We start from the raw sequence: 18406 nt of genomic DNA, 5'->3' as shown, positions 1-18406 counted from the left end.
ACTCCCGTCCTCGGTGGTGTCCTTCACCCACCGGTACGGACCGGAGCGTCCTACCGTTCAGCCGGCACGGGTATCGATCGTGCGGCGGCCAGGTCAACCGGCCCGTACCGGGTGTGCGGCGCCCCGGTGATCAACGCCCAGTAACGATCGCCGTACGACCAGTGCCACCACTCGGTCGGGTAGTTCACCATCCCGGCGCCGCCGAGGGCGTCCACCATGATCTGCCGGTGCCGACGGGCGGCGCCGCCGATCGTCGGCGCGTCGGTGAAGCAGGCGTCGGCGCTGTCCTCCGGGGTCGCGTCGATGGCCGTACCCAGGTCCAGCTCCACACCGTCGTCGGTGCAGAGCGTCAGGTCCACCGCGCCGCCCGTGCTGTGCGGGGCCACCTCGACCGGTGAGACGAACTTCGTGGTCTCCCGGTGCAGCCGCTCCGGTGACCAGTCCGGGTGCCGTCGGCGCAGCTCGTCCCGGTAGCCGGTGAAGATGGCCAACTGCGCCTGGTACGGCCGGTAGCCCTCGACCACCAGCAGGCGCAGCCCACCGGGCAGGGCACGCTGCGCGGCAAGCAGGCGGTCCACGACACCGGCCCGCAACCGGGCGTACGCCCCGGCCGGGTCGGCGGCCCGGGCGTCGAGCCGCAGCTCCGGCAGCTCACGCAGGTCCACGAACTCCTCGCCGTCGTCGGCGCTGGGCACGGCCGCCACCCGGGGATCGGAGAGCAGGATCATGGGGCGCTCCCCGTCGTGCTCGCGGACCGTTCCGCGTGCCGGACCCGGGCCAACTCGACAAGCCGGTCCACCACCTCCCGATAGCTGACCCCGACGGCGGCCCACACCTTCGGGTACATCGAGTGCGCCGTGAAGCCCGGCATCGTGTTCAGCTCGTTGACGTACAGCTCACCGGCCGTCTCGTCGTAGAAGAAGTCGACCCGGGCCAGACCCCAACCGCCGATCGCGGCGAACGCCCGCAGTGACAGCTCGCGGACCCGCGCGGTCACCTCGTCCGGCAGCACGGCGGGAACGATCATCGGGTCGGCGTCGCCGAAGTACTTCTGCTGGTAGTCGAACCAGCCGCCGGTGACCCGTACCTCGCCCACCGCCGACGCCTCGGGACGCCAGCCGCCGAGCACCGCGCACTCCAACTCCCGGCCGGCGACCCCCTGCTCGACCATGACGAGTTGGTCGTGGCGAAGCGCCTCCTCCACGGCGGCGGCCAGGTCGTCACCCTCGCCGACGCGGGAGATGCCGATCGACGAACCCATGCTGGCCGGCTTGACGAAGAGTGGCCGACTCAGCCCGGTCACCAGCTTCTCCGGATCGTCGACCGCCCGGTAGGTGTGCGCGTCGAACGCCACGTACGGAGTGACGGGGATGCCCTCGGCGCGCAGCGCCCGCTTCATCGCCACCTTGTTCATGCCCACCGCCGAGGCGAGGATGCCGCACCCGACATACGGCACGTTCAGCGACTCCAGCAGCCCCTGCACCACACCGTCCTCCCCGTACGGACCGTGCAGCACCGGGAAGACCACGTCCAGCTCGGCGTGCACCGCGCCGGGGGCGTTACCGGCGGACACCTGCACGACGCCCGGACGCGGACCGGCCCGCAGCTCCACGGCCGGCCCGGTCACCACCAACTGGTCGTCGATGGCCCGCTCACCGGCCGGCCGGTCGCGCAACTCGGCCAGCAGCGCGTCGGGCATCAGCCGAAACCCGCCGCTGCGGGTGACGCCGATGGCGACCGTGCGGTAGCCGCCGCCGGCGAGCGCCCGGGCCACCCCGAGCGCCGAGGCACACGACACCTCGTGCTCCGCCGACGGTCCACCGAACAGGATTCCGATCCGAATCGGCGCGCTCACGCTGCCGCCCCTTCCCCAGCCAGGTCGACGGAACGCGGGGCCATCAACCGGGCCACCAACGCCGCCTCCACGTTTCCGCCGGTCAGCACCACGCCGATCGTCCGCCGCCGGTCTTTCCCCGGCGGAAGCCGAAGGGCGCCGGCCAGGCCGGCCGCCCCGGACGGCTCGGCCAGCACCTTCAGCTCCGTCAGGATCAGCCGGAACGCCGCAGCGATCTCGTCGTCGTCGACCCGGACGACTCCGCGCAGCGCGTCCCGCACGATGGCGAACGGCAGCTCACCCACGCAGGACGGCCGCAGTCCGTCCGCGATGGTGGGCGCCGACACGACCGGCACGCGAACACCTGCCGCCAGGCTGCGGGCGAGCGAGTCGCAGCCCACCGGCTCCACGCCGTACACCTCGATGCCCGAGCCGGCGGCGGCCAGGCACGCGCCGGCCACCCCGCCACCACCACCGACCGGTACGACGAGCGCGTCCAACGGCGTCCCCGCGCGCTCGGCCTCCTCGATCAGTTCCAGGCTCGCGGTGCCCTGCCCGGCGATCACGTCCGGGTGGTCGTACGCGTCGATGACCGGGTGACCACTCTCGTCGCTGAGCCCGTTGGCCACCGCCACCCGCTCCTCGACGCCGGTGCCGGCGAAGACCACCCGGGCCCCCGCCGCGCGTGCCCGGTCGACCTTCGTCGGCGCCGCGTCCACCGGCAGCACCACTGTCGCCGCGAGCCCGTGCTGCCGGGCCGCCAACGCCACCGCCACCGCGTGGTTGCCGGTGCTCTGCGCGATCACCCCGCTGTGGCCGGCAGCGGCGAGGCGGCCGACCGCGCGCAGCGCGCCCCGCATCTTGTACGAGCCGCCGTTCTGGAGGTTCTCGGCCTTGAGCAGGACCCGCGCCCCGGCGAGCTCGTCGATCACCGGGGACCGCAGCACGGGCGTGCGGACCACGCGGCCGGCAAGCCAGCGGCTGGCCTCCTCGACATCGGCCCGGACCTGGCCAACGGTGCGTGACATCGTCTCTCCTTTTCGGGCACACCACAGGCGGGATCCAGCGGTACGTGGACCCCGGGAAAGGTGGGTGGAAGTGTCAGGTCAGAGTGGGTAGCTGGACGTCGACCCGCAGACCGCCGTACTCGGCGGGCCGGGCCGCGATGATGCCGTCGTGCGCCTGTGTGATCGAGCGGGCGATGGCCAGGCCCAGACCGGCCCCGCCGCCCTGGGAGGTCCGGTCCCGGGCGAGCCGGCGGAACGGCTCGAACAGACCGGCCACCGCCTCGGCCGGCACGGGCTGGCCGGTGTTGACCACGGACAGCGCGGGCACGCCGCTCACCACGACGGTCAGCGAGCCGCCCGGCCGGTTGTACTTGATGCCGTTCTCCACCAGATTGGTGACCAGTCGCTCCAGCAACACCCGCTCGCCGACGACGACTCGGGGCGCGAGGTTGGTCTCGATGGTGATCTCGGCCTCCCGGGCCCGGTCCAGGTACCCGGCCAGCACCGCCTCGACGATCGTGTCCAACCGCTGGGGTATCCGCGAACGGAGGCCCTGGTCACTCTCGCTGAGCGCGAGCAGGCCCTCGATCAGGCGTTCGTTGCGCTCGTTGGTCTCCAGCAGCTGACCGGTCAACAACTCCAGCTGCTCGCCGCTGAGCGCCCTGGCCATGCCGACCTCGATGAGCGTCCGCTGCACGGCGAGCGGCGTACGCAGCTCGTGCGAGGCGTTCGCGGCGAACCGCCGCTGCCCCTCGTACCCGGCGGAGACGCGTTCCATCATCTCGTCGATCGCCCGGGCCAGCCGGGCCAACTCGTCGCGGCCCCGGGGCCGGATCCGGTGGCCGAGGTTCTGCGGGCCGAGGTGCCCGATCGGCCCGGCCAGGTCGGCGACCGGGCGCAGGCACCAGACCGCGCCGAACCAGAGCCCCACCAGGGCGGCCACTGTCACGAGCAGTACCGCCGCCAGGGGCAGCACGAACGCCCCCGGCCGCACGTCGCGGCACACCGTTGACAACCCGGGCATGGGCAGGTCACAGAACTGCTGCCCCCAGGTCCAGGTCACGCCCGTCAGCCACTTGCCGATCGCCGGCAGCAGCGGCCCAGCCAGCAGCGCCAGCAGCCCCACCAGCAGCACCCGCCGTCGTGGCGTCCAGCTCACGCCGTACCACCGATGCGGTAGCCGGCCTTCGGAACGGTGTGGATGATCGCGGGATCGCCGAGCTTCTTGCGCAGGGTCATCACGGTGACCCGTACGGCGTTGGTGAACGGGTCGGCGAACTCGTCCCAGGCCTGCTCCAGCAACTCCTCGGCGCTGACCACCTGACCGTCGGCGCGCAGCAGCACGTGCAGCACCGCGAACTCCTTGGGGCTCAACGCCAGCGGGCGGCCTTCCCGGGTGGCCACGTGCCGGCCCACGTCCAGCACCAGGCCGTCCTGGGCGAGCACCGGTGGCAACGCCGGCGTGGACCGTCGCCCGAGGGCCTGCACCCGGGCCACCAACTCGGCGAAGGCGAACGGCTTGGTCAGGTAGTCGTCCGCGCCGAGCCCGAGGCCCTCCACCCGGTCCCGGATGCCGGCCGCCGCGGTGAGCAACAGCACCCGGGTGCCGACCTGTGAGTCGGCGATGCTGCGGCACACCTCGTCGCCGGTGTGCCCGGGCATGTCCCGGTCCAGCACCGCGACGTCGTACCGGTTCACCCCGACCCGCTCCAGCGCACCGTCACCGTCGTAGCAGACGTCGACGGCCATCGAAAGGCGACGCAGCCCTTCGGCCACCGTGTCCGCCAACAACCGCTCGTCGTCCGCCACCAGCACCCGCACGTTTTCCGCTCCCCCAGTTCGGCTTGCCCGGCATACCGTCGCAGGCCCGGGTTAAGGGTTCTGTAAGCACCCGCCGCAGCCATCCTCCACGCGAGTGTCCAGCCGGCAAACCACCACAAGCCAGGCCCGGTCGACTTCGTACCCGTCTCACGCCATCTACGCGGTCCGTCCCAGTAACCACGACGGCCGGCGCGAGGGGTGACCTGCGCCACGACGCCCTCCGGGCCCCCCGAAGCACCCGCCCCTACCCCCCCCCCGTCGATCTTGCACTTTGTGTTGTCGAAATGTCTTCAAGGGCGTTATTTGTCGGAGCAGAAAGTGCAAGATCGACGGGGGTGAGGCGGGGGTGAGGGCAGGGCGGGCGGGCGGGTGGGGGTGGGTGGGTGGGTGGGTGGGTGGGTGGGTGGGTGGTTAGGAGAGGGCTGCGCGGATGGTGGCTTTGATGTGTTGCGGGCGGCGGTAGAGGTCGCGGTCGGTGAAATAGCGCATCCGCCAACCCGCTGCGTCCAGCCAGTTGACCCGCTCCCTGTCATGCCTGAGCCGGTTACGGTCCAGGTGCGACAATCCGTCGTACTCGATGCCGACTCGGCGTTCGCGGTAGCCCAGATCGAGCCGGTACAGAGGGATGCCATAGCTGTCGACCACCCATAGTTGCGGCTCCGGTGGGGGCAGCCCTCCGTCGATCAGGATCAGCCGCAGCTGGCTTTCCTGTCGGCACTCCGCCCTGCCGTCCGCCAGCGGTATGAGTTGCCGGGCCTGGCGGACACCGCGCAATGCGTTGTGGGCCGAGACCTCGGCCATCAGCTCATCCTGGCTAACCGAGCCCGACCGGAGCGCGGCGTCGAGCACCGGGAGTGCGTCGAGCCGCCGGGCGGCGCGAGCCAGGTCAACCGCACAGCGAGCCGCCGGTACGCAGGGCAGACCTCCGACGAAGACCGGCCGAGCGGGTAGCACCGTTCGGTGAACGACCACCCCAGGTAGACGGGGCTTTGGCACCTCGGCGGGCAACTGGATGTGGATCAGGTCGTCGCGCAGTACCCCGAAGCCATAACGGCGAGCGGCACTCTGCCTCGCCAGCATCGCTCCATCGGGTAGCCGGAGCATCAGGGCACGCAGTTCGTCATCGTCGTCGCAGGGCTTGTCTGCATAGACCCCTCTACGCACACGCACCAATTCGTCGCGATCGAGCCGGGTACGGATCCGCCCGACGGTGAGCTCCCGCATCAGCGCGTCAGTGCGCCACAACTGAGTAGCCATGGCAGCAAGCTGACCAACCCAAGACCCCCGGCATCGCCCCTCAACGACTAGCTGTGGAAAACCGTCCCCCCTGTGGACAACCCCCAACCCGGCCCGACCCGTGCTAAGCACCCCACCCCACTCCGCGATCTTGCACTTCCTGTTGCCGATACGCCCCGATAAGAGGCGAAAGATGAGCACAGAAAGTGCAAGATCGCGGGGGGCGGGGGGCGGGGGCGGGGGGGGCGGCCGGGCCGGGTCGGGGGTTAGTCGCAGGCTATGCCGTCGCCGTCTCGGTCCAGGTCGTAGATGTCGTCGCCGATCACCCTGATCGGCCCGCTGACGTAGGCGGGGCCGTTGCCACTGCCGCCCGCGCAGTCGACGTCGCTGGCGATCGGGACGCAGCCGCTGTAGTTCGGGTCGCACTTCGACGACTGCGGCTTCTTGGTGCCGACGGCGACGACCTGGGTCACCGGCTGCTTCGCCACGACGGACTTGACCAACTTCTTGGCCGTCCGCACGCCGTCGGTGGTGGTCACCTCGTAGGTCAGGGTCCGCACGCCGTTCACGCCCTTGGTGCGGACGACCCGCTTGCCCTCGGCCAGCGACGAGTCCTTGACGGTCCGCTCGCCGTACCGGATCGCGGCCCGCTCCGTCACGGTCGTCACCTGCACCACCGGCGCGGCTGCCGCCGACGAGGGCACGCTGGAGGGCACGGCGACCGGCGACTCCGCCAGGGCGAGGGCCTCCTCCGTCGGCTCGCCGGACGCCGCCAGGATCGGCTGCTGCGGCTGCTCGGCGGCGGTGCCGGTCTTGCTCGGCTCCGGCTCGCCGGTCAACGCGCCGACGATGGCGGTGCCGGTGCAGCAGAGCAGGAGGATCGACAGGGTCACCGAGCCGAGGATCACGGCGACTCGGCTGGCGGGCGTGGCTCGGCGGAACCAGTTCGGTCGGGGTGCCTGGCCGAACGACTGCGGGTACGGCGGCCCCGGGTTCTGTGGTGGTTGCATCGTCACGGCGATGAGTGTCGTCGCAAACACAGCGTGCAATATCCACCGTCGCGCTTGTCACCTGCGCCTTTCGCTCATCGCGCAAGATCCGTGGGCACGCTCACGGTGGACGAGTCGACAGGCGCGGCAACCCGGCGGGTCAACAGAGCAGGGCCGATCGTGCGCGTGTCGGCACCAACAAAAGCCGCAGACCCCCACGCACCGGAGCGACAAGCGATCGGGTGTCCAACGGCGGCGACGTAACTGTCGCGATGCCGTCAGCGGGGCGGACTCACCGCTCCTCCATCGCCCATGGTGACCCGTAATCAACCAGCAGGTCGAGGAAGGGCATCGGGGGCAGCGCCTCCGGGCCGAGCACCCCGACACCGGCCCACGCGCCGGTGGCGAGCAACTCCAACGCGACGACCGGGTTGACGGCGGTCTGCCAGACCACCGCCTGGTGCCCGTACTCCCGCATCGACCACTCGTTGTCGACCACGTGGTAGAGGTAGACCTCGCGGGGTTGCCCGTCCGGGCCGAGGCCGCGTACCCAGGTGCCGGCGCAGGTCTTGCCGCGCATCCGGGCGCCGAGCGTGGCCGGGTCGGGCAGGCTCGCGGCCACCACGTCACGCGGGGAGACGTCGACGCCGCGGACCCGCACCGGGGAGACCGCGTCCAGACCGAGCTTGTGCAGCGTCTTGAGCACGTCGATGAACTCGTCGCCGAGGCCGTACTTGAAGGTGACCCGCCGCGCCTTGACCCAGCGCGGAATGAGCAGCACCTCCTCGTGCTCGACGTTGACGCACTCGACCGGCCCGATTCCCTCCGGAAAGTGGAAGACCTCCGGCTCGGAGAACGGTTCGGTGGTGAACCAGCCCCGGTCCCGCTCCCAGACGACCGGCGGGTTGAGGCACTCCTCGATGGTGGTCCAGATGGAGAACGAGGGCGCGAAGTCGTACCCGTCGACGGTGAGGTTCGCGCCGTCCCGGACGCCGATCTCGTCAATCTCGCTGAACAACTCGTCGGCGGCGTAGCGGGCGAACACGTCGGAGAGGCCGGGCTCGACCCCGATGCCGCACAGCGCCAGCCGACCGGCCGCCGACCAGGTGTCGGCCAGCGCGAACTGTTCGTCGCCGAGCTTCACCCCGGTCTCGGCGTGTGACAGCGACATCGCCATGTCCAGGTAGTCCGCGCCGGCCGCGAACGCACCGTTGAAGATCGGCATGACGAACCGCGGGTCGACGGCGTTCAGCACGTGCGTGATCCGGTGCTCCCGGCACAGCGCGGTGACCGCGTCGGTCGAGGAGGCGTCCACCTGGGCGGCGACGAACCGGGCACCGTGCCCGGCTACGGCCCGCTCGGCGCGAACGGGGTCGTGGTCGGCGACCACCATGATCTCGAAGAAGGCCCGGCGGGCGGCGATGGCTACGGCGGCGGAGCCGACGCCACCGGCGCCGACGAGGAGGACACGCATCAGGAATCAAACCCCAAACCGAAACGATCGAGAGTACGGAGCCAGAGGTCGCGCCGGCCCTCACGCGCGTCGGCGCGGGCCAGTGACCAGCGGGTGAGATTGATGCCGACCGCGCGGACGGGTTCCGGCGGGAACGGCAATGGCTTGCGGCGAACCAGATCGAGCCCGGTCAGCGGGGTGTTCCCGCCGTCGAGCAGGTCGAGCAGCACCCGGGCGCCGAAGCGGGTGGCCCCGACGCCGAGGCCCGTGTAGCCGGCCGCGTACGCCAGCCGACCGCCGTAGGCGGTGCCGAAGAACGGGCAGAACCGGGTGCAGGTGTCGATGACCCCGCCCCAACGGTGGCTGAACCGCACGTCGGCGAGCTGCGGGAACGTGGTGAAGAAGTGGCGGGCGAGGGTGGTGAAGGTGGCCGGTCGTTGCTCCAGCTCGGGCGCGACCCGATTGCCGTAGTGGTAGACGGCGTCGTAGCCGCCGAAGAGGATCCGCCCGTCGGCGGTGAGCCGGTAGTAGTGGAACTGGTTGGCGGTGTCGGCCAGCCCCTGCCGGTTGCGCCACCCGATGGCGTCGCGCTGGGCCGGGGTGAGTGGCTCGGTCATCAGCACGTGGTCGTAGACCGGCACCAGGTACGCCCGCAGTCGGCGCAGCAGCGGCGGGAACGCGTTGGTGGCCAGCACGACCCGGCGCGCCCGTACCGAGCCGGGTCGACCGGTGACCCGGGTGCCGGCCCGGCCAGGGTCGGGCGGCTGGGCGGCTGGATCGGTGCCCAGGGTGCTGGCGTGCAGCGCGGCACCGTCGGCGCGCAGGCCGGTGACCCGGGTGTGCTCGTGCACGCGTACGCCGAGGTCCAGGCAGGCGCGGCGCAGACCCCAGGCCAGCTTCGCCGGGTCCACCATGGCCACCCGGTCGGGGTCGAACATCCCACCCAGGTACGTCGGTGAGTGCACCTCGGCGCGCACCTCGTCGCGGTCCAGGAGCCGCACCCGGTGGCCGTACCGGCGGGCCAGGTCCGCGTCGGCGGCCAGCCCGTCGAGTTGGTACGGCTCGACGGCGACGGCCAGCTCACCGGTGCGCTCGAAGTCGCAGTCGATGTCGAACGTCGCGACGGTGGCGGCGATGGCGTCCAGGTTCTCCCGGCCGAGGCGTTCCAACTCGCCGACCTCGTCGGGAAACCGGTCGACGCCGTTGGCGAGGCCGTGGGTCAGCGAGGCGGCGCAGAACCCGCCGTTGCGCCCGGACGCGGCCCAACCGCAGGTCCCGGCGTCGACGAGCAGCACGTCCCGGTCCGGGTCCGCCTGTTTCGCCAACAGCGCGGCCCACAGTCCGCCGTAACCGCCGCCGATCACCAGCAGGTCGGCGGAGTGCCGGCCAGCCAGTGGCGGCAGCGGGTCGGGGCGGTCCGGGCGATCGAGCCAGTACGGCACCGGTGCCGCGTCGGCCAGTGCCCGCCCGGTATGCGGGAGCGTCATGACGGCCCACCGGTCGGCCGATCCGGAGGCCGAACCGCATGCGGGGGCGTCATGACGGCACACCGGTCGGCCGAACCGCAGGCGGGGGCGTCATGACGGCCGACGCGCGGGAGTTGCCGGCCCGGCCAGCAGGTTGGCGCGGCGGGCCCGTCGACCGCGCAGCGAGCTGAGCCCCACGAGCAGCAGCGCGACCGCGAACATCGCGGTGCCGATCACGTTGACCTGCGGGGGGATGCCACGCTGGGCAGCGCCCCAGACGTACATCGGGAACGTGACGGTGGTGCCGGCGTTGAAGTTCGTGATGATGAAGTCGTCGAAGCTCAACGAGAAGGCCAGCAGCGCGGCGGCCACGATGCCGGGCAGCACCAGGGGCAGGGTGATCCGCCGGAACGTCTGCCACTCGTTGGCGTAGAGGTCCATGGCGGCCTCCTCCAGCCGCCGGTCCATCCCGGCGAGCCGCGCCTTCACGGTGACCACCACGAACGACACGCAGAACATCACGTGCGCGATCACGATGGTCCAGAAGCCCTGCGGTACGCCCGCCGACACGAACAGGGCCAGCAGCGACGTGCCCATCACCAACTCGGGGGTGGCCATCGGCAGGAAGATCAGCACGTTGATCCCGGACCGGCCACGGAACCGGTGCCGGACCAGCGCGAACGCCATCAGGGTGCCGAGCACGGTGGCGACGACGGTGGCGATAAAGCCGATCTGCACACTGCGGACCACAGCCTCACACATGTCCGAGGTGGCGCACGGCTGCCGCCAGTTGTCGAGGGTGAACTCGTTGAAGTCGTACGACAGTCGGCTCGACGGCCGGTTGAACGACAGCGCGGCCACCACCAGGATCGGCAGCGCCAGGTAGCCGAGCACCAGCAACGCCACGATCATCACCCAGCGGTCCGCCAGCCAGCGGGAAACCCTCATCGGAGCAGCCCTTCGTTCGCGACTGCGGGGTTCCGCTGCGCTGCACTCCTCGCGCTCACAGCACCTCCTCCGTGCCGGCTCGACGGAGGTAGCCGAAGACCACCGCGAGGATCGCCGCCATCAGCAGGAACGACAGCGCGGCGCCCTGCGGGTAGTCCAGTCGGACCAGGAACGCCGAGTCGATGACGTTGCCGATCATGTATTCGTTCGGGGTGCCGAGCAGTTCCGCGTTGATGTAGTCGCCGCTGGCCGGGATGAAGAAGAGCAGCGTGCCGGCGACCAGACCGGGCATGGACAGCGGCAGGGTCACCCGACGGAACGCCTGCACCGGGCTCGCGTACAGGTCGGTGGCCGCCTCCAGCAGCCGGTGGTCCAGTCGCTCCAGGCTCGCGTACAGCGGCAGCACCAGGAACGGCAGGAAGTTGTACGTCAGGCCGAGCACCACCGCGAACGGCGTGGCCAGCAGCCGCCCGTCCGGGGCGAGCAGGTGCACGTCGCGCAGCAGACCGACGAGCGCGCCGTTGTCCGACAGGATCGTCTTCCAGGCCAGCGTCCGGACCAGGAAGCTGGTGAACATCGGCGCGACGACGCACACCAGCAGCAGGTTCTTCCAGCGGCCGGCCTTCTGCGCGATGGCGTACGCCAGTGGGTAGCCCAGCAGCAACGCCAGCACCAGGGCCAGCCCGGCGTAGCCGAACGAGCGCAGGAACTGCGGCCAGTACGCCTGCACCACGTCCGGGTAGTTGCCGACCGCCCAGGTCATCGCGTACCCGGTGGAGAGCGAGCCGCTGGGGTCGTACAGGCTGGCCGCCGCCAACTGCACCAGCGGCACACCGAAGAAGATGAGCAGCCAGGCCGCGCCGGGCAACAACAGGAGGTACGGCAGGAGTCGGCGCCGCCCGGACCGGGCTGCCGGTGGCGCGGGTGGCGGGTGCCCCGCTCCGCTGGGGGCCAGCAGGGTCACGACGACGCACCCACCGGCGCGTCGAGCACCGGCGACGTCCGGTCGCTGTCGGCGGCGTCGCGGGGCAGCAGGAACGCGTGCCGCGGATCCCAGTACGCCACGGCCTCGCTGCCGACCGCCACCCGCGCCGACGTCCCGCTGTTGGCGGCGAAGACCGACAACTCGGTGCCCCAGCCGGTGCGCAGCAGGTACTGCGTACTGACTCCCACGTAGGAGGCGTCGGTGACCACTCCGGTGACGTGCTGATGCCCAGCGGGCACCTGGTCGGCGGAGCCGACCAGGATCAGCTTCTCCGGGCGTACCCCCAGGTGGACCGGGCCGTGGTCGGCCCGCGACCGGCCGGCGGGCACCGAGAAGCGCGTGCCGTGCGCCGTCACCGCGACGTCGCCGCCGCTGGCGCCGGTGGCCTCGCCGGCGAGCAGGTTGGACTGGCCGAGGAAGTTCGCCACGAAGGCGGTGGCGGGAAACTCGTAGAGGTCGGCGGGAGGACCGAGTTGCTCGATCCGGCCGGCGTTCATCACCGCGACGGTGTCGGCCATGGTCATGGCCTCCTCCTGGTCGTGGGTGACGTGGACGAAGGTGATGCCGACCTCGGTCTGGATCCGCTTCAGCTCGATCTGCATCTGTCGGCGCAGCTTGAGGTCGAGAGCGCCCAGTGGTTCGTCGAGCAGCAGCACCTGCGGCCGGTTGATCAGCGCGCGGGCCAGCGCGACCCGCTGCTGCTGACCACCGGAGAGCTGGGCGGGGCGGCGGTTGCCGTAACCGTCGAGTTGCACGAGCGACAGCATCCGGGTGACCTCGTCGTCGACCGAGCGGATGCCGCGTCGGCGCAGCCCGAAGGCGACGTTCTCGAAGATGGTGAGGTGCGGGAAGAGCGCGTAGCTCTGGAATACGGTGTTGACCGGTCGTTTGTACGGCCGCAGCCGCGCGATGTCCCGGTCACCGAGCAGCACCTGGCCGCTGGTCGGCTCTTCCAGGCCGGCGATCATCCGCAGGGTGGTGGTTTTGCCGCAGCCGGATGCGCCGAGCAGCGCGAAGAACGAGCCCTGCTCGATGGTCAGGCTCAGGTCGTCGACAGCGGTGAAGACGCCGAACCGTTTGGTGAGGTTGGCCAGGCGCAGGTCGCCGGCGGGTGTCTCGCGCGCCATCCTCGTCACGCCCCGATGACCTGTTGGAACTTGCCCTCGTACTCCTTCTCCTGCTTCTCGTCCAGGGCCATGAACACCTTGGACTTCGACAGCAGCGCCTCGTCCGGGAAGATCAGCGGGTTGGCGGCCAGCTCGGGGTCGATCTTCTCCATCTCGGCCTGAGCGCCCTTGACCGGGCAGATGTAGTTGACGTACGCGGCCAGCTTCGCCGCGACCGCCGGCTCGTAGTAGTAGTTGATCAGCGCTTCGGCGTTGCCCTTGTGGGTGGCCTTGTTGGGGACCATCATGTTGTCGCTGTAGAGCATCACGCCGGAGTCCGGCGCGACGAACCGCACCTTCTCGTCCTCAGTGGAGAGCTGGATGACGTCGCCGGACCAGCCGATGCACGCGGCGATGTCGCCCTTGGCCAGGTCGGGCGCGTAGTCGTTGCCGGTGAACTTGCGAATCTGCCCGGAGTCGACGGCCTTCTTGAGCTTGTTGAGGGCGTCGTCGAACTGGGCGGCGGTGAAGTTGGCCGGGTCGTGCCCGTTCGACCCGAGCAGCAGGCCCATGGTGTCGCGCATCTCGCTGAGCGCGGTCACCTTGCCCTTGAGGTCGGGGCGGGTGAGCAGCTCGTCGACCGTCCGCAGTTCCTTCGTGACGTTGCCGTTGTACGCCAGGCCGGCGAGGCCGGACTGCCACGGAATGGAGATTCGATTCTCGGCGTCGAAGGGGCGGTTGAGCAGCGACGGAAGCAGGTTGGCCTGCACGTTCGGGATCTTCGCCGGGTCCAGCTTCTGGATCCAGCCGAGCCGGATCATCCGGGCCGCCATCCAGTCGGTCAGCACGATGATGTCGCGGTCGGTGCTCTGACAGGCGGCGAGCTGGTTCTGCACCTTGCCGAAGAACTCGTTGTTGTCGTTGATGTCCTCGGTGTAGGTCACCTGAATGCCGGTCTTCGTGATGAACTCGTCGAGGCTCGGTCGCTTGGACTCGTCCTTGTCGTCCACGTCCATGTACTGCGGCCAGTTGGCGAAGGCCAGTTTCTTCTCGGTGCCGGAGAGGTCCTCGCTGACGCAGCCAGCTTCGGTCTGCTGGGCGCCCTTGGTGCCGCAGCCCGCGAGGCTGCCGCCCATGGTGAGCAGGGCGGCCGAACCGAGAGTGCCGGTGAGCAGTCCACGCCGGGAGAGGGGCCGGAGGGGAGTACGCATGACGACTCCTAGGGGGTCATCGTCGGCGGGCGGGACGGGGAGGCACGCCGGCGGGAATATCGGGAGGGTCAAGTGCCATGGACGACTGATCCTGACATGAGGTGACCTCCCTTACAAGGGATTCCGTTGCGGGAATAGCGATGCACGACGAAATACGCCAGACTGCGCGGGGATACACGCGCGACATCACGATTCGGGACATGGGGAGCGGGCAATGACAAACCGGCAGCACGAGAACAGCAACGGCGGTCGACGCGTCGCTGTCCGTGAAGGCGCCAATCACGCTCTGCTGGATGACGTGGCCAAACAGATCATCGAGCAGCTCCAGGAGGACGGCCGCCGCCCGTACGCGACGATCGGCAAGGCGGTGGGGCTGTCCGAGGCGGCCGTCCGTCAGCGGGTGCAGCGACTGCTGGACTCCGGCGTGATGCAGATCGTGGCGGTGACCGACCCGCTCCAGCTCGGCTTCAACCGGCAGGCGATGATCGGCCTACGGACCGACGGCGACCTGGAGGCGGTCGCGGACCGGCTGGCCGAGCTGGACGAGGTCGACTACGTGGTGATCACCGCCGGGTCGTTCGACCTGCTCACCGAGGTGGTCTGCCGCAACGACGACCACCTGCTGGAGATCCTGCAACGGCTGCGCGCGGTGCCCGGGGTGCTCTCCACCGAGGCGTTCGTCTATCTCAAGCTGCGCAAGCAGACCTACACCTGGGGTACGGCCTGAGCTTCCCTTGATCCACTCGGTTTTCCGGAAGTCGGGGTGTCCCGGCCGCCGTGATGCCCCGGTTTCCGTGAACCCGAGTGGATCAGCTGCCGGCCACTCGGGCCGCGTCGGCCGCGGGGATCGCTTCGACGAACGACGCCCAGGCGGTCGGCTTGAAGGTCAGCGTGCCGCCGTCGCGATCCTTGCTGTCGCGCACCAGCACCCGACCGGGCAGGTTGTCGGCCACCTCGACGCAGTCACCGCCGTTGTTGCTGCTGCGGGTCGCGGTGCGCCAACGGGCGTCGGTCATGTCCATGTCGTGGCCACTTCCCTGATCAGCTCGATCGACCGCCGTTGGGGGAACGCCTCGCCAGTGACGCTCTCCCACCTGCATCCCAGGCTAGCGACGTCGAGGGGATCGGTCACGACCTGACCGCGGAGCTGGTTGTCGAGATACGCCAATTCGGTCCCGTCGGGCAGCCGACCCAGCACGAAGGGGCCGGCCAGTCCGGTGTGCCACGGGCTCTCGGCCGGGATGACCCGGACCTGCACGTGCTCCCACTCGGCCACATTGGCGAGGTGGACCAGTTGGCCGGCCATCACGGCGCGGTCGCCGACCGGTCGGCGCAGCACCACCTCGTCGATCACCGCCACGAGCTGCGGTGGAGCGTCGCGGCACAGGACCGCCTGCCGTTCGAGGCGGCCCGCCACGATTGCGTCCACCTCGGACGGTGCCACCAGCCCACCGGTGCCCAGGATCGCCCGGGCGTACCCCTCGGTCTGGAGCAACCCCGGCACGAGCAGCGGCTGGTAGGACCGGAGCGAGGTGGCGTCCTGTTCCAACTCGGCCCACGGCCGGAACCACGGCAGGTCACGGCGGCGGAACGGCTCCGGCCAGAGCTCGGCCGCGTCCCGGCGCAGAACCTCGGCCACCGCCACCCGGGTACGCGGATGCGGGATGCGCCCCGAAGCGAGCCACCGCGCCGCCGTCTTGGGGTCGACGCCAACCTTCTCGGCCAGCGACTCGACCGTCTCCCCCGCCTCGGCCATCGCCACCCGCAAAGCCTCGTTCGCCACCGGACCCTCCCGCCGCTCCTCCGTGCCGTAACGGACGATCCGGAATCCTCCGCCGCCCAGCAGGCGCGCTGTGACGCCGCTCGATGCACGTTGCGGCGGACGATAGCCACGCTGCGTGTCCGTGTCTGCGACCTACCGGCGTGTTGCGGTGTGACGTGTTGGCGCGCTTCCAGAGTGCCCCCGGACCGTCCCCGAAGTGCCCCACCAGCGTCCTTATGACCCGCTCCCGGGCCCCGGCCCGCGCCGCCTGACCTCCCGCGCTTGATCCACTCGACTTCATTGATATCGCGGTATCAGCCGCGCCCGGACACCGCGATTTCAGCGAACCGGCGTGGATCGAGCCGGCGAGAGCGGGAGGCGCTACCCACAGGCGGGCCCTTTGGAGCTGATGCCGCAAACGATTCCGCCCCAAAGGCAGCCACCAGCACACCTCCGACTCCTGCCGGCCACCGATCAGAGCGACCGGCGGGAGTGCGGATTCCGTTGCGTCCATGACACCTGCGCGCTAAATCCGTCGCCAACTGACCGTGATACCGCCGATAACACTTGCTTCGGAGGACGAGACTGTGCGATAACCGTTGGCAGAGCGGCCGGCCTCACCCCTTTGACCGGCCCGACGACCGATGGGGCTCTGACATGGCCAACGCCACCGACCACCTCTGGATGCACTTCACCCGGATGGCGAGCTACTCCGCCGGCGAGGTGCCGACGATCGTGCGCGGCGAGGGAGCGTACGTGTGGGACTCGCAGGGTCGCCGCTACCTGGACGGGCTCGCCGGGCTCTTCGTGGTCAACGCCGGCCACGGCCGCACCGAGCTGGCCGAGGCTGCCGCGAAGCAGGCCGGCGAGCTGGCCTACTTCCCGCTCTGGTCGTACGCGCATCCGAAGGCCATCGAGCTGGCCGAGCGAATCGCCGCGCTCACCCCCGGCGACCTCAACCGGATCTTCTTCACGACCGGAGGATCCGAGGCCGTCGAGGCGGCGTGGAAGCTGGCCCGCGCATACTTCAAGCGCACCGGGAAGCCCAACAAGTACAAGGTGATCAGCCGGTACATCGCCTACCACGGCACCTCCATGGGCGCTCTGTCGATCACCGGCCTGCCGGGCATCAAGAGCGACTTCGAGCCACTGGTGCCGGGCGCGATCAAGGTGCCGAACACGAACTTCTACCGGGCGCCCGAGCACGGCGACGACCCCGAGGCGTTCGGCCGCTGGGCCGCCGACGAGATCGGTCGGGCCATCGAGCGGGAGGGGCCGGACACTGTCGCCGCGGTCTTCCTGGAGCCCGTGCAAAACTCCGGCGGCTGCTTCCCGCCGCCGCCCGGCTACTTCGATCGGGTACGGGAGATCTGCGACGCGTACGACGTGTTGCTCGTCTCGGACGAGGTGATCTGCTCGTGGGGGCGGTTGGGTGAGTACTTCGGCGCGGTGCGCTACGGCTACCAGCCGGACATCATCACCACCGCCAAGGGCATCACCTCCGGCTACGCCCCGCTCGGCGCGATGATCGCCAGCGACCGGCTGATGGAACCGTTCCTCACCGAGACCGGCATGTTCGCCCACGGGGTGACCTTCGGTGGCCACCCGGTCTCCTGCGCGGTGGCCCTGGCCAACCTGGAGGTCTTCGCCCGCGAGGACCTGGTCGGGCACGTACGCGCCAACGAGGACGCCTTCCGGGCCACCCTGGAGAAGCTGTACGACCTGCCGATCGTCGGCGACGTCCGCGGCGACGGCTACTTCTACGGCATCGAACTGGTCAAGGACAAGACCACCCGGGAGACGTTCAACGAGGCCGAGTCGGAGCGCCTACTGCGCGGCTTCCTCTCCACCGCCCTGTTCCAGGCGGGCCTCTACTGCCGGGCCGACGACCGGGGCGACCCCGTCATCCAGCTGGCCCCACCCCTGATCGCCGAGCAGCAACACTTCGACGAGATCGAGCAGATCCTCCGCACAGTCCTAACCCAAGCCTGGACCAAGCTCTAACCCCACCCCACCCCACTCCCCTGTTGATCATGAAGTTATTGCCATGACACGCCGAGGCGGAGGGCAATAACTTCATGATCAACCCCGGAAGGGGTACGGGGTTAGTGGTTGGGGGGGATTACTCGGAGGTGGCCTCGGCGGCCGGTCTGGTGGGGGTTCTCGGGACGGTTCTGGTCCGGCTCCGGCGGGCGGGGTGCCGGGCGGGCGGCTTCGCGGACCGCTTCGGCCAGCGCGACCAGGTCGTCCGTGGTGGGCGGCGGCGGCTCGAACTCGCCCTCGTGCCGGACGACGTCCCAGCCCCGCGGCGCGGTGAGGCTGCGGGCGTGCGGCTCGCACAGGTCGTACGTGTGCGGCTCGGCGAACGCCGCCAACGGCCCCACCACCGCTGTCGACTCGTTGTAGACATAGGTCAATGTGGCGACCGCTTGCCGGGGGCAGCCGTTACGGGAGCAGCGCCGTGGTGACCTCACGTGCGGCAGGGTATCTCCATTACCGGGTCCAGCGCATCGCTTCGCGTTGCGACACGCCCGTCATGGTGATCACAGTCGACCGTCCTGGGCGCGCCGCGCCACGGGAGCGGCGCT

18 protein-coding genes are annotated in these 18406 nt (G+C 70.2%); 2 read left to right on the top strand and 16 right to left on the bottom strand.

The features are described from left to right. Window positions 1-50: 50 nt before the first annotated feature. The 13 genes from ACFYL6_RS04080 to ACFYL6_RS04020 all read right to left on the bottom strand — a co-directional run bounded on the left by ACFYL6_RS04080 (window position 51) and on the right by ACFYL6_RS04020 (window position 14056). Window positions 51-728: a M15 family metallopeptidase gene (locus tag ACFYL6_RS04080; protein WP_387167140.1), complete on the bottom strand. Its 678-nt coding sequence runs from the start codon at window positions 726-728 to the stop codon at window positions 51-53. Beyond that, on the bottom strand, window positions 725-1855 hold the full coding sequence (locus tag ACFYL6_RS04075; protein WP_387167136.1) for a D-alanine--D-alanine ligase family protein: 1131 nt from the start codon (window positions 1853-1855) through the stop codon (window positions 725-727). The genes ACFYL6_RS04080 and ACFYL6_RS04075 overlap by 4 nt, the downstream gene beginning before the upstream one ends. After that, window positions 1852-2862, bottom strand: coding sequence for a threonine/serine dehydratase (locus ACFYL6_RS04070; RefSeq protein ID WP_387167133.1), 1011 nt, complete (start codon window positions 2860-2862; stop codon window positions 1852-1854). Before ACFYL6_RS04070 ends, ACFYL6_RS04075 begins: the two co-directional genes overlap by 4 nt. Before the next feature lie 73 nt (window positions 2863-2935). Continuing rightward, a complete protein-coding gene (locus tag ACFYL6_RS04065; RefSeq protein ID WP_387167130.1) occupies window positions 2936-4000 on the bottom strand; it encodes a sensor histidine kinase in 1065 nt (354 codons plus the stop codon). Further along, a complete protein-coding gene (locus ACFYL6_RS04060; protein ID WP_387167127.1) occupies window positions 3997-4662 on the bottom strand; it encodes a response regulator transcription factor in 666 nt (221 codons plus the stop codon). Before ACFYL6_RS04060 ends, ACFYL6_RS04065 begins: the two co-directional genes overlap by 4 nt. A 411-nt stretch (window positions 4663-5073) precedes the next feature. Next, window positions 5074-5919 (bottom strand): DUF559 domain-containing protein, encoded by an 846-nt coding sequence (locus ACFYL6_RS04055; protein WP_387167124.1) that lies wholly within the window; start codon window positions 5917-5919, stop codon window positions 5074-5076. A 245-nt stretch (window positions 5920-6164) separates the two neighbouring features. Continuing rightward, window positions 6165-6908: a G5 domain-containing protein gene (locus ACFYL6_RS04050; RefSeq protein ID WP_387168239.1), complete on the bottom strand. Its 744-nt coding sequence runs from the start codon at window positions 6906-6908 to the stop codon at window positions 6165-6167. Between the two features lie 271 nt (window positions 6909-7179). Continuing rightward, window positions 7180-8361 carry a saccharopine dehydrogenase family protein gene (locus tag ACFYL6_RS04045; protein ID WP_387167122.1) on the bottom strand — a complete coding sequence of 394 codons (1182 nt, stop codon included), beginning with the start codon at window positions 8359-8361 and terminating at the stop codon, window positions 7180-7182. Beyond that, complete coding sequence (locus tag ACFYL6_RS04040) at window positions 8361-9827, bottom strand: NAD(P)/FAD-dependent oxidoreductase (protein WP_387167118.1); 1467 nt, start codon at window positions 9825-9827, stop codon at window positions 8361-8363. The genes ACFYL6_RS04045 and ACFYL6_RS04040 overlap by 1 nt, the downstream gene beginning before the upstream one ends. A 90-nt stretch (window positions 9828-9917) precedes the next feature. Further along, the gene (locus tag ACFYL6_RS04035) at window positions 9918-10754 is read right to left on the bottom strand and encodes an ABC transporter permease (protein ID WP_387167115.1); all 837 of its coding nucleotides are present in this window, start codon (window positions 10752-10754) and stop codon (window positions 9918-9920) included. A 55-nt stretch (window positions 10755-10809) separates the two neighbouring features. Then, window positions 10810-11718, bottom strand: coding sequence for an ABC transporter permease (locus tag ACFYL6_RS04030; protein ID WP_387167112.1), 909 nt, complete (start codon window positions 11716-11718; stop codon window positions 10810-10812). Beyond that, window positions 11715-12866, bottom strand: a complete 1152-nt coding sequence (locus ACFYL6_RS04025) for an ABC transporter ATP-binding protein (protein ID WP_387168236.1) — start codon at window positions 12864-12866, stop codon at window positions 11715-11717. Before ACFYL6_RS04025 ends, ACFYL6_RS04030 begins: the two co-directional genes overlap by 4 nt. Window positions 12867-12871: 5 nt before the next feature. Next, on the bottom strand, window positions 12872-14056 hold the full coding sequence (locus ACFYL6_RS04020) for an extracellular solute-binding protein (RefSeq protein WP_387167109.1): 1185 nt from the start codon (window positions 14054-14056) through the stop codon (window positions 12872-12874). 214 nt (window positions 14057-14270) lie between these two features. Here ACFYL6_RS04020 and ACFYL6_RS04015 point away from each other — a divergent pair, with 214 nt between their 5' ends. After that, window positions 14271-14783, top strand: a complete 513-nt coding sequence (locus ACFYL6_RS04015; protein WP_238659941.1) for an Lrp/AsnC family transcriptional regulator — start codon at window positions 14271-14273, stop codon at window positions 14781-14783. 82 nt (window positions 14784-14865) lie between these two features. On the opposite strand, the gene ACFYL6_RS04010 is transcribed toward ACFYL6_RS04015, so the two are convergent. Together ACFYL6_RS04010 and ACFYL6_RS04005 are read right to left on the bottom strand one after the other, a co-directional pair. After that, window positions 14866-15078, bottom strand: coding sequence for a DUF397 domain-containing protein (locus tag ACFYL6_RS04010; protein ID WP_387167106.1), 213 nt, complete (start codon window positions 15076-15078; stop codon window positions 14866-14868). Next, on the bottom strand, window positions 15069-15812 hold the full coding sequence (locus ACFYL6_RS04005) for a Scr1 family TA system antitoxin-like transcriptional regulator (RefSeq protein WP_387168233.1): 744 nt from the start codon (window positions 15810-15812) through the stop codon (window positions 15069-15071). The genes ACFYL6_RS04010 and ACFYL6_RS04005 overlap by 10 nt, the downstream gene beginning before the upstream one ends. Before the next feature lie 663 nt (window positions 15813-16475). Between ACFYL6_RS04005 and ACFYL6_RS04000 the strand changes: the two genes are divergently transcribed. Continuing rightward, window positions 16476-17822, top strand: coding sequence for an aspartate aminotransferase family protein (locus ACFYL6_RS04000; RefSeq protein WP_387167104.1), 1347 nt, complete (start codon window positions 16476-16478; stop codon window positions 17820-17822). A 101-nt stretch (window positions 17823-17923) separates the two neighbouring features. Here ACFYL6_RS04000 and ACFYL6_RS03995 read toward each other — a convergent pair whose 3' ends face one another. Beyond that, a complete protein-coding gene (locus ACFYL6_RS03995; protein WP_091394110.1) occupies window positions 17924-18292 on the bottom strand; it encodes a DUF3499 domain-containing protein in 369 nt (122 codons plus the stop codon). Between the last annotated feature and the right edge of the window lie 114 nt (window positions 18293-18406).

The sequence above is a fragment of the Micromonospora sp. NPDC007208 genome, assembly GCF_042869175.1.
Classification (GTDB): Bacteria; Actinomycetota; Actinomycetes; order Mycobacteriales; family Micromonosporaceae; genus Micromonospora; species Micromonospora foliorum.
This window is presented reverse-complemented; position numbering and strand designations above follow the sequence as displayed.